The organism is Corynebacterium sp. LK14, assembly GCF_008042215.1.
GTDB classification, from domain to species: Bacteria; Actinomycetota; Actinomycetes; order Mycobacteriales; family Mycobacteriaceae; genus Corynebacterium; species Corynebacterium striatum.
Genome location: NZ_NOVQ01000013.1, coordinates 155,861 through 166,040, shown reverse-complemented (window position 1 = coordinate 166,040; position 10,180 = coordinate 155,861). Strand labels below are relative to the sequence as shown.

General features: G+C 60.1%; 11 protein-coding genes. 4 read left to right on the top strand and 7 right to left on the bottom strand.

The genetic code is table 11. The annotated features are described in order from the left end of the window. The first annotated feature begins 169 nt into the window (after positions 1-169). Entirely contained in the window at positions 170-529 is a 360-nt protein-coding gene (locus CHU71_RS09350) for a DUF2200 domain-containing protein (RefSeq protein ID WP_147760889.1), read from the top strand. On the opposite strand, the gene CHU71_RS09345 is transcribed toward CHU71_RS09350, so the two are convergent. The 4 genes from CHU71_RS09345 to CHU71_RS09330 form a co-directional block, all read right to left on the bottom strand. After that, a complete protein-coding gene (locus CHU71_RS09345) occupies positions 510-1,634 on the bottom strand; it encodes an aminotransferase class I/II-fold pyridoxal phosphate-dependent enzyme (protein WP_147760888.1) in 1,125 nt (374 codons plus the stop codon). The genes CHU71_RS09350 and CHU71_RS09345 overlap by 20 nt on opposite strands. Continuing rightward, complete coding sequence (locus tag CHU71_RS09340) at positions 1,634-2,272, bottom strand: DUF3239 domain-containing protein (protein ID WP_046645166.1); 639 nt, start codon at positions 2,270-2,272, stop codon at positions 1,634-1,636. The genes CHU71_RS09345 and CHU71_RS09340 overlap by 1 nt, the downstream gene beginning before the upstream one ends. A gap of 5 nt (positions 2,273-2,277) precedes the next feature. Continuing rightward, a complete protein-coding gene (locus tag CHU71_RS09335) occupies positions 2,278-3,909 on the bottom strand; it encodes a DNA repair helicase XPB (RefSeq protein WP_114976056.1) in 1,632 nt (543 codons plus the stop codon). A gap of 61 nt (positions 3,910-3,970) precedes the next feature. Further along, entirely contained in the window at positions 3,971-6,070 is a 2,100-nt protein-coding gene (locus CHU71_RS09330) for a helicase-associated domain-containing protein (protein WP_147760887.1), read from the bottom strand. Between the two features lie 66 nt (positions 6,071-6,136). Here CHU71_RS09330 and CHU71_RS09325 point away from each other — a divergent pair, with 66 nt between their 5' ends. Then, positions 6,137-6,322: a hypothetical protein gene (locus CHU71_RS09325; RefSeq protein WP_147760886.1), complete on the top strand. Its 186-nt coding sequence runs from the start codon at positions 6,137-6,139 to the stop codon at positions 6,320-6,322. Between the two features lie 123 nt (positions 6,323-6,445). Here CHU71_RS09325 and CHU71_RS09320 read toward each other — a convergent pair whose 3' ends face one another. After that, entirely contained in the window at positions 6,446-7,060 is a 615-nt protein-coding gene (locus tag CHU71_RS09320; protein ID WP_147760885.1) for a resuscitation-promoting factor Rpf1 domain-containing protein, read from the bottom strand. Positions 7,061-7,434: 374 nt separating this feature from the next. On the opposite strand from CHU71_RS09320, the gene CHU71_RS09315 reads away from it, so the two are divergent. After that, positions 7,435-7,815: a cold-shock protein gene (locus tag CHU71_RS09315; RefSeq protein WP_005530281.1), complete on the top strand. Its 381-nt coding sequence runs from the start codon at positions 7,435-7,437 to the stop codon at positions 7,813-7,815. Between the two features lie 123 nt (positions 7,816-7,938). On the opposite strand, the gene CHU71_RS09310 is transcribed toward CHU71_RS09315, so the two are convergent. Beyond that, positions 7,939-8,556 (bottom strand): DUF2771 domain-containing protein, encoded by a 618-nt coding sequence (locus CHU71_RS09310; RefSeq protein ID WP_147760884.1) that lies wholly within the window; start codon positions 8,554-8,556, stop codon positions 7,939-7,941. 11 nt (positions 8,557-8,567) lie between these two features. Then, positions 8,568-9,437 (bottom strand): glutaminyl-peptide cyclotransferase, encoded by an 870-nt coding sequence (locus tag CHU71_RS09305; RefSeq protein WP_147760883.1) that lies wholly within the window; start codon positions 9,435-9,437, stop codon positions 8,568-8,570. Positions 9,438-9,517: 80 nt separating this feature from the next. Here CHU71_RS09305 and CHU71_RS09300 point away from each other — a divergent pair, with 80 nt between their 5' ends. After that, the gene (locus tag CHU71_RS09300; RefSeq protein ID WP_147760896.1) at positions 9,518-10,126 is read left to right on the top strand and encodes a DUF3027 domain-containing protein; all 609 of its coding nucleotides are present in this window, start codon (positions 9,518-9,520) and stop codon (positions 10,124-10,126) included. Positions 10,127-10,180: the final 54 nt, after the last annotated feature.

The following is a 10,180-nucleotide window of genomic DNA, read 5'->3' as shown; positions in this document are numbered from 1 at the left end:
TCCGAAACAACGGAACAGCACAGGCGCTACTCTTCGTTTTCCCTATAGCGTTTGGCAGTGCTGTCTCTGTAGTTCGTGTAGTTCATGTAGGTGGTGTGATTCATGGAGGCGATCTGGTTGGAACCGCTTCGTGCCTGTTCTCTGCTTGTTTGCCTGTACGGTAGTTCCTATGACTCAACCCAAGGAACCACGCATCTTCCGCATGGAGTGGAAAGAGATTCATAATGCCTACATCGCTAAGGTGGAGCGGAAGTCCCGCACTAGGGAAGAAGTAGATGAGCTTATTTCGTGGCTTACTGGCTACGATGCAGAGGGTATTATCTCGGCGGGAGAGCGAAGCGTGCGTGAGTTCTTTGATGAAGCACCGGCGCTTAACCCCGACCGTTTCTTGATTACCGGCAGCGTGTGCGGTGTTAAGGTGCAAGAAGTTGAAAACCCTTTGATGCAAAAGATTCGCCAGCTCGACAAGTTGATTGACGAGCTGGCGAAGGGCAAGGCCTTGGAGAAGATTAAGCGTTCAGGCGCTTAACTGCCTCACGAATGACTTCGGGGCGCTTGCAGAACGCGAAGCGTATCTTGTAGCGCCACGGCTCAGGGTTGTCCGTGAAAGTCGCGAGCGGAATAGCCGCAATGCCCTTGGTTACCGGGAGTTGTTTGCAGAACTCGATCCCGTCCATCCCCGTGTGAGAGATATCAGCTACCAAGTAGTAGGTGCCGCGGGTGGCGTGGAGCTTAAAGCCCGCATCCTTTAAACCTTGCGCAAGAATGCCGCGGCATTCGGCGAGCTCGTCGACCATATTGCTCAACCACTCGCGCTCTTCCACCAATGCGTGAGCCACAGCAGGCTGGAACGGAGTGGTGGATACAAAGGTCATGAACTGCTTTGCCTTGATGACGCCATCGAGGAGGTCTGGGTGGGCAATGGCCCAGCCGGTCTTCCACCCAGTCGCATTAAAGGATTTGGCAGCAGAACCAACCTTCACGGTACGGGTCTCCATACCGGGAATACGTAGTACCTCAACGTGCTCGGCATCATCGAAGGGGAGGTCCTCGTAGACCTCGTCGGAAAGCACGAGCAGGTCATGCTCCACGCAGATATCGCGCAGGCCTTCTAGTGCTGCGCGGCTATATACTGAACCGGTGGGGTTATGCGGAGAATTGACGATCACCATCGCGGTCTTATCCGTCACAGCGGCGCGCACAGCATCGACGTCGAGGTCCCAACTTCCTCCAGAAGGCTTGAGAGGGACGGGGACACGGGTGGCGTCGGCAAGCGCAATGGCGGCGGCATATGCATCGTAGTAAGGCTCCATCACAATGACCTCTTGGCCCGGCTCCACGAGTCCCAGCACGGTCGCGGTGATGGCCTCCGTTGCGCCCGCGGTGACCACGATGGCGTCGCGGGCAACGCAGTAGTGGTGTGCCAGGGCGTCGATAAGCTCAGGGCGTCCCCGCAACGGTGCGTACTGATTGTTGCCCGAGGCGATCTGTTCCTGCGCAATCTCCAGCATGCGTGCCGGCCCATCGGAGTCAGGGAAGCCTTGACCCAAGTTGACGGCATCATTGTCCACAGCGAGCTGCGTCATGGTGGCGAAGATAGTCTCGCCGAACTGCTGAAGACGTTGAACAGTCATTACAGCACCAAGAGGTCGTAACGGGTGGCCTTTACGTCGTTGAGGCGTTTGCGAGCGCGGTCAAGGCGTTGCCACTGGTCTTCCGGGATGGACTTGCGTGCCATGGTGACTACCTCAGCATCAGGAGTACCCCACGCAATAGGCATTGGGCTGATCTGCTGCCAGTGGTCCTTGTCGCTGCTGGTGCGCTGACCAGAGACGGCGGCGACTGGAATCTTGGTGCCTACCGTGCGCTTGACACCCGGCACCGATGTCACGGTGCGCAGGCATGCCCCCCAGCGCGGCGGCAGCTTTGGATCGACGTTGGTGTTCACCAGCGCCATGAGCACCATGTCGCGCTCGTTAACCTCAGCCACCACAGCCGGTGCCAAAGGATAGGAATCATAAAGCTTTTGGGCGCTTCCTACCTTGCTAGCGGCAGCAACGCCCACGACAGCTACGAGGATTCCAAACAGCGCAAGGCCCAAAGCCACGGTAAAGCCCCAGGCAGCCTCGACACCGAGGTAGACCGCTACGGCGCCGACGATGAGCAGCAGGCCCATGATGAGGCCCGAGTTGCGCAGGCGCGAAGAATCGCGGAGGAGTTCGTTGTTCTTCTTGGCGTAGGTCTCATCGACCTCGAATCTAAAAATCTTCATAAGAATCACAAGTCTACTTCGTCAACGAGGCGATATGCGTAACCTTGCTCCGCCAAAAATCGTTGACGGTGCAGCGCATATTCCGCATCGATGGAATCGCGGGTCACGAGGGTATAGAACGTTGCTTCCTTGCCGTCAGCCTTGGGGCGTAGTAGGCGTCCGAGGCGCTGGGCCTCTTCCTGTCGGGAGCCAAAGGTACCCGAGACCTGAATGGCAAGGGCGGCCTCCGGCAGATCGATGGAGAAGTTAGCCACCTTGGATACCACAAGGATCTGCAGCTCGCCTTCGCGGAATTGCTGGAAGAGTTTCTCGCGCTTGGCGTTCGAGGTCTTGCCATCAATCACAGGGGCGTTGAGATGCTTGCCCAGCTCCTCGAGCTGATCCACGTAGCCACCGATGATTAGGGCTTGCTGGCCCGCGTGCTGGGCCAGGATCTTGTCTACCGCCCGGTGCTTTGCGCTTGACGACGCCGCGATTCTGTAGCGCTCGCGCGGCTGCGCCGTGGCGTAGAGCATCCGCTCCTCGGGGTCCATGTCCACGCGGACCTCAATGCAGTCTGCGGTGGCTATGTAGCCGGCGGCCTCCAGCTCCTTCCACGGGGCGTCGTAACGCTTGGGCCCGATGAGCGAGAAGACGTCTCCTTCCATGCCGTCCTCGCGGATAAGCGTGGCCGTGAGCCCGAGGCGACGGCGGGACTGGAGGTCCGAGGTCATGCGGAACACCGGGGCAGGCAGCAGGTGGACTTCGTCGTAGATGATGAGCCCCCAGTCACGGGAGTCGAAGAGCTCCAAGGCGCGGTATTCGCCCTTGGTCTTGCGGGTGACCACCTGGTAGGTGGCGATAGTAATCGGCTTGATCTCTTTCTTCTCGCCGGAGTACTCGCCGATCTCGGACTCGGTGAGCGATGTTCGCCGCAACAGCTCGTCACGCCACTGGCGGCCGGCCACGGTGTTGGTCACGAGGATGAGCGTGGTGGCCTGGGCCTTGGCCATGGCGGCCGCGCCCACGATGGTCTTGCCTGCGCCACAGGGGAGGACGACGACGCCGGAACCGCCGGACCAGAAAGAATCTGCGGCGTAGGACTGGTAGTCGCGCAACGCCCAGCCTTCCTCCACGAGGGAGACCGGGTGCGACTCGCCATCGACGTAGCCCGCGAGATCTTCGACCGGCCAATTGGCCTTGAGCAGTTCTTGTTTCAGGCGTCCGCGCTCGGAGGGCGGTACGGCAAAAGTGTGATCGTCGATGCGGGCGCCGAGTAGTGCGCTGACTTTCTTGTGGCGGGAGAGCTCCTCGAGGATGGGGATCTCTTCGGATTCTAGGATGAGGCCGTGGGCCGGGTGGGCGTGGAGACGCACGCGGCCGTAGCGCGACATGGTCTCCGCGACGTCGATAAGCAGCGCCTGCGGCACCGGGAACCGGGAGTAACGCTCGAGGACGTCGACAACCTGCTCGGCGTCGTGGCCGGCCGCGCGGGCGTTCCAGAGAGCCAGGGGAGTGATGCGGTAGGTGTGCACGTGCTCAGGCGCGCGCTCGAGCTCCGCGAAGGGAGCGAGCGCGATGCGAGCGGCCGCGGCGTCCGCGTGATCGACCTCGAGAAGCACGGTCTTATCTGACTGCACGATGAGTGGGCCTGGCATACGGGATCCTTACTTTTTGACTTTAAGGCTCGAAAATATTTTGCTGACTTTGGAAGGGAACTTAGACAAGGTGCACTGAGGTGATGCGGTGTAGCGGGAAACGAATCATTGAACGATCGGAACCTGCCGCGTCCACCTGGCCGCCTGCCACGGACAAAGGTTTGACTGTTCTGTTCTTTGGGTTGCCGTTCTTATCCGCATAGACGATGGTGACCCGGCGGCCGCTACGGGCCGCGGCATGCAGGATGTCCAGGCTGGTCTCATCCGCGGCTGCGGGTGCTGTCTCACCACTTGCGAGAAGCGCCGCGGCGACGGAAACAGGATCGGCGCTTGGCTTCGCGGCTTTGCGAGCTGCAGGCGTGGGCAGGGCGTAGGGCTCGAGGGCCACGCTGAGCGACGCCCCGTTCTCGTCCTCGGCGGCAGGCGCCATGCCACGTTCGCGTAGCTTTTCTAGCAAAGGTCCTACGCGCAGCTGAGAGATGGCGACCGTGGGAGCGATTAGGCGCAGCTCGGGGACGACGCGCACTGCCATCTCTAGCAAAGCAGGATCCTCGCTGCGTAGATACGCCAGTGCGGGGCCGGAGCGCAGCGTGCCGTGTCGGCGGGAGACATCATTGATGAGGAACTCGAGGGCTTGTGGCACCTCCGAGTGGGCGGCGAAGAAGGCAGTGATGTCCTCCGCCGTCATGCCGACGTCGAGGCCGCGACGAAGAGTTGACTCCGTGATGCGGTACAGGCTGGCCAGCCCCGGTGATTCGAGGTCCGCTAGATCACTTAGCCGGTGATGGGAGGCGGCCTCGAGCGGTCCGGGGACCAAGACCGTGAGGTCGCCTTGGATGATGAAGTAATCCACGGTGTCAGGCGTGAGCGAGTGGGTGGCTGCTGGGTCTAACAGCGCTTGGGTGGCTTGTCCGAGCGCGATGAGGCCGAGCCATTCGGCTTCGTCGACCAAGGCGTCGATGGTGACGGACTTGGTGTGGGTGGCAAACAGCGGGAAGCGGAAACGCAGCTCCTCCCAGAATTCCTCTTTGCTTAGAGGCGTGGCGGAGTGCGCGTAGATATCCATGGCGGTTGCGCGATGGCGGGGGAGGCGGTCTTTGGCGGACTCGGGATCGAGCAGTCGGCCCTCCTCCCAGGGCTGCCAGGTGGAGTGCTGCCAGGCGTCGATAAGCACGCGCCACTTATCCGCAAGCGTGGCGTCTAGCCACTCTCGGGCGCCTTGGGTTGGCGCGAGGAAGTTTCCTTCCAAACCTTTGGGCTCACCGCGGCTCAGCAGTCGCGCCGCAAAGCCGAGGCAGACCAAGCGGCGTAACTCGGTCTCGGTGATGGACAACTCCTTGGCCAGGTGTGCTTGGGGACGCACACCGACGGTTTTGTCCTTGAGGAGTTCGATGGGGTGCGCGCCGAGGGCATCGATAAGCTGCTCTAGTTCGCGAACAACTTGGAGTCCTGCGGCGGTGCCGGCGTCGTTAGCCTTGGAATTCGGATTTGGCGTGCCGGCTCGGCCGCTGGGTTCCAGCGGAATGAGTTCGGGGGTGTGGCCCTCGAGGGCACGGCGTGCGGCGCGGGGAAGACGCACCGTGCGGGAGTCCACACGCGTGAGGATTCCTTTGGCGAGCAGGCGCGGGATGGGCCGCGCGGGGTCGGCATTGGGTGCGGCGTCGCGAGTAGTGCCCACTCCGCCGGAAGTGACAAGCGTTTGGAGGATGCGTGCCTCGTCCTCAGGAAGCGCAGCAATTTCCTCGGGTGCAGTGGTGCTTTGGTGCAGCAGGGACCATTCAGTGGGAAGGGCCTGCATGAGACCTGGTGCAAGGCCCACAGTATCCGGATTGGTGGCGTCTGCACTGGTTGTGAAGGCAAGACCCCGCTCGAGCAGCTGGGACGTAGCTGCGGGCTTGGTGACAGCGACTTCCTCGAGCTCACCGCCGCGCTCGGCGATGTCCTCAGCGGCTGCCAGCAGCGCAGCGTCGCAGTGCGACAGCGCGAGCGCGAGGGAGGTGCGCAGAGTTAAACGCGTGGCCAACGGGGCAATCCCCGGGGGTAGCGGATTCAGAACATCGCTGCGGTGGGCGAGCAACGTGGCGAGCTGTGTTTGGTCAAGATCTGCCAGCCAGGTGCGGAAATTGAGCGCGGCTGATGGATGCTGCTGAGGAGGGGTCATGGTGGCACACAAGTTTAGTGGGTAATTGAGTTACTTTTTGCGCCGGGGTTTGGAATAATAAGGGCTATGTCGAATCAGAAGAATGGCTTCGTATCCCCGGCTTGGCCGAAGAAAGAAAATCGCGAGCACGCAATCACTGAAATCTACGCGCCGTTCGCTGGTGCATCCAGCCCATACGGTGACGATCTTGTCCTGCCGATGCCGGCGGAGAAGCTCAACTACGTGCACCCATACACCCGCATCAACCGCTAAATAAAGCACTAGCCGCGTGCCTAACAAGGCTAAAACGCAAAAGACTCCCTGCCACCTCGAATGACGAGGACTGGCAGGGAGTCTTTGTATGAAACGCGTTGCGTTGGCGCTTCGTGTTACTTCTTAGAGGTTGCCGACCAGCTGGGCAATCGGGTCAATGAAGTTGCGGTTTGCGGAGTAGAAAGCGTTGAAGTCGTGGCGGTTTGCCTTGTACTGGTTAGCGAACTCAACCGGGATGGACAGTCCGTACTTAGCGGCGGTGTCCTCAACAAGTGCGTAGAGAGCGTCAACAGCGAGCTCGTCGGATGGCTGTGCGGCAGCCTGCTTAACTGGAGCCGGTGCGGGTGCCGGAGCTGCGTTCAGGTTACGCGGGGTAGCAGCGGAGTTCAGGCCGAGGGAAGCGGAGCAAGCTGGCCATGCGCCCCACCCCTGGGATGCGAGGACCTTCTCCGCAACTGCGATCTGCTGCTCGCGGGTTGCCTGGTTTGCGGTCGGTACGTACTGGCCGCCACCGAATGCGGACCAGGTCTGGCCGGAGAACTGCAGGCCGCCGTAGTAGCCGTTGCCGGTGTTGATTGCCCAGTTACCGCCGGACTCGCAACCTGCGAGGCGGTCCCAATCAGAATCCGGCGCTGCGGATGCGGTCGGTGCCATGATGGCGGCAGCTGCACCGAAAGCGACGGTGGAAGCTGCGAACTTGGTAGCGAACGAGTTGTTCTTAGCGGAGTGGCGTCCCATGAAAGTATTCCTCTTCTCTAGATTTCTCGCGCCCACGTTGTGCCCAGTCCGGCAAATAAAATGTTTTGAAAGCGTTGTGCACAAATATCGGCCGCCGCGAGTAAGCCCGGACTGTGTGTGGGGCGAGACTTCCTCGCTGGCGACCAAGTGCCTGCGTCAAACAGTAACGGTTTATAACGAAATAGTCACGTAATCAGCTCGGCATGGCGGGCATGTGTAGAAATCTCGCTCTATTTTCGCAGGTCGCGACGAAAATGTGAATTAGACCACCCGTGTAACGTGTGTTGTTTATGTGGCAGCAACTTCAAAATTTGTGTCGAAAGGGTTAATATAAATCTCTTTATTGCCCCCGAGAAAGAAAGCGAGTAGGGCACGTGCCAATCGGCAAAGTTAAGTGGTTTGATGCTGACAAGGGCTTCGGCTTTGTGAGCAACCCCGGCGATGAGGACGTCTACGTCGGTCGTAACGTACTGCCCGAAGGCGTTGATGAACTGGTCCAGGGCCAGCGCATCGAGTTTGACTTCGCAGCCGGCCGTCGCGGCCCACAAGCCTTGCGCGTCAAGGTTCTGGATTCCCCGCGTCGCCGTACTCCTTCCCGCAAGCCAGAAGAATTATCCAGCATGCTCTCTGATGTTATGACTCTCCTGGAGACCCAGGTCCAGCCAGTGCTGGCGCAGGGTCGTTACCCAGAGCGCAAGACCGGCCGCCAGGTCGCAGAGATTCTGCGTGCTATTGCCAAGGACCTCGATAGCTAGGCGCATAAGGAACACTAAGGACGTCAGTAACAAGGAGTGCGGGCCCTCCCTTAAATCCCTCGACGAGATAGTTGAGGGTAGGAAGGGCCCGCACTCTTATGCGCGCTGGGGTGCTATGTGGCGCTACTTGTTGGCAGCGGTGGGCTTGCTTGTAGGAGCGGCGGACTCGCTAGCGGGAGCAGCGGTCTTGGTGGCTTCCGCGAGGTCTTCATCGGACATCGTGGACAGGGACCACACCGTGCTAAACGGTGCTTCTTCGCCCTTGGCGTCGGTGCCTAGCATCAGTGCAGAGATTTCAACGACCATCAGGCGTGGGCGCTTGCCCTTGGAAGCGGCAATCGGATCGACGGAACCCGGGACGTCGACAGTGCTCGTCTCATTAGCACCGTGGATGGTCTCATCGTTTGCGGCAGGATCGTCATAAATAGTCAGAATGCGCCACTCGTTTGCTGAGACCGCTTCGGGGATCTCCAGGTGAAGGGTGTCGTTTTCACCGACGGTGAGGTTGGGGGTCTCGCCTTCCGGGCAGTCCGTGCCAATCTCGCAGACCATGTACGGCGCCACCTCGAGGGATTGATCGCCCACGCTGGCCTTAATCTTCACGTCCTTGGGCTCCGGGCCGGGGCGGCTGTTCCACCAGTTCTGGAACAGAACTACGGACACCACAATTACCGCCACCGCGATGATGAGCGCCAACAGCTGCAGCAGTGACTTCTTCCTTGCTTCCTTACGGGTTGCCATGGCAAAAAATCCTACTCGAACGTCACGCGGTACAGATCAACCCACCGCTTGCCGGTGATCCAGTACTCATTCGTCCCAGGTATATGGGCGATTCCGTTGAGCACATCATTGATGGATGTGGGGCCATTTTCGTTGAGCCCGGAGGCATCAATCACTGCCGTAACCGCGCCAGACTGTGGGTCGATGCGCAGAATATCCTCGCTCATCCAGACGTTGGCGTAGACATTGCCGTCCACGCATTCCAGCTCGTTGATCTTCTCCACCGGCTGGCCTTCCAGGGTCACGTCGGTGCGTGGCGCTACTTCCTTGTAGGTCTCCGGATCGAGGTGGCGCAGCTGCGAGGAGCCATCGGACATGATGAGCTGCGTCTTGTCTGCGCCCAAAGCGCACAGTCCCCAGCCCTCACCCTCGTAGGTCGCGCGGCCGACCTCCTCGAGAGTCACCGGGTCGCGCTTGACCGCCTGACCGGCCTTCCAGGTCAATTGCCAGATGGCATCGGAAGTCTGCGCGATGCCTTCACCAAAGTATTCGGTGGGCAGCGAAACCTCTTGTGTGGCTTCTTCCGCGCCGGGTTTCACACGCATCAATCGGGACTGGCCGTATAGTCCAGTGCCCACCAAGAGGTTGCCGTCTGGGTCGACTTCGAGTCCTTGGGTAAACGTGTTCGGGATCATCTTGGTGTGTTCTTTCACGGAGACCTTGAGGTGCTCTACGGCCTCACCAGCCTCCTCACCTTTTTCACTGGAGGCAGGGGAGGCGCTGGTTGCTTCATCGGGGTTTGCGGGTGCATCGTTTGAGCAAGCGGCCAGAGCCCCCACGGTGCCGAGCGCTGCTGCGAGGGCCGTAATGCGGGATGAAAAAGACGTAATGAAAGAACCCATGCACGTTATTGTGCCTGATGTCGTGGATAATGTAGTGCGTGTCTAAGCAAAAACAGCCAACGAACCCTCTTCTCACCGATATGGCAGTACGCATCGCCCGCGCAGCCGTGGACGAGGTAGGCGAGGGCGGCGTCGGAAAGCACCGTGGCGTCGCCGGAGTCGGCCGCAACGTTGCTACCCACCGCTTCGAGGCTGACGTGCCCGGCTACCCAGGGTGGGAGTGGCAGGCCGTCGTGGCGTGTGCAGAGGGATCTCGATTTGTCACGGTCAATGAGGTTGCGCTGGTGCCTGGACAACAGGCGCTGCAGGCGCCGGAATGGGTTCCTTACACCGACCGCGTGCGGCCAGGCGACCTAGGGCCGGGTGACCTCATGCCGCCCGCGCTTGACGACGACCGCCTAGCTGATGGAAAGCTCTCCGCTGCGGGCCTGGAGCGCGCTAAGAATAGGTGGCGCACCGGAGCCTTTGGCCCTAATACGGAAATGGCTTCGCAGGCTCCGCTGCAGTGTAAAACGTGCGCGTTTTATCTCGAATTGATGCCGAATTTTGGCGTGTGTGCCAATGAATACTCTGCCGATGGCCGTGTGGTGCACGCCACCTATGGATGTGGTGCGCACTCAGAAACGAAAGTTCGGGAAGAGGGATCCGTCACGGAAATTGCTTTCGATGACGAAAGACCTATTTACTAGCGCATTCATGGTTTGCTTTCTTTAGCTCTAAAGGTAAGACTAGGCCAGTAAAAT

Excerpts from the sequence above, each read along its gene's own strand:
- CHU71_RS09310 (WP_147760884.1), bottom strand. The coding sequence starts at position 8,556 with ATGGCAACCCGTAAGGAAGCAAGGAAGAAGTCACTGCTGCAGCTGTTG.
- CHU71_RS09325 (WP_147760886.1), top strand. The coding sequence starts at position 6,137 with ATGTCGAATCAGAAGAATGGCTTCGTATCCCCGGCTTGGCCGAAGAAA.
- CHU71_RS09320 (WP_147760885.1), bottom strand. The coding sequence starts at position 7,060 with ATGGGACGCCACTCCGCTAAGAACAACTCGTTCGCTACCAAGTTCGCA.
- CHU71_RS09345 (WP_147760888.1), bottom strand. The coding sequence starts at position 1,634 with ATGACTGTTCAACGTCTTCAGCAGTTCGGCGAGACTATCTTCGCCACC.
- CHU71_RS09350 (WP_147760889.1), top strand. The coding sequence starts at position 170 with ATGACTCAACCCAAGGAACCACGCATCTTCCGCATGGAGTGGAAAGAG.
- CHU71_RS09305 (WP_147760883.1), bottom strand. The coding sequence starts at position 9,437 with ATGGGTTCTTTCATTACGTCTTTTTCATCCCGCATTACGGCCCTCGCA.
- CHU71_RS09335 (WP_114976056.1), bottom strand. The coding sequence starts at position 3,909 with ATGCCAGGCCCACTCATCGTGCAGTCAGATAAGACCGTGCTTCTCGAG.
- CHU71_RS09330 (WP_147760887.1), bottom strand. The coding sequence starts at position 6,070 with ATGACCCCTCCTCAGCAGCATCCATCAGCCGCGCTCAATTTCCGCACC.
- CHU71_RS09340 (WP_046645166.1), bottom strand. The coding sequence starts at position 2,272 with ATGAAGATTTTTAGATTCGAGGTCGATGAGACCTACGCCAAGAAGAAC.
- CHU71_RS09300 (WP_147760896.1), top strand. The coding sequence starts at position 9,518 with ATGGCAGTACGCATCGCCCGCGCAGCCGTGGACGAGGTAGGCGAGGGC.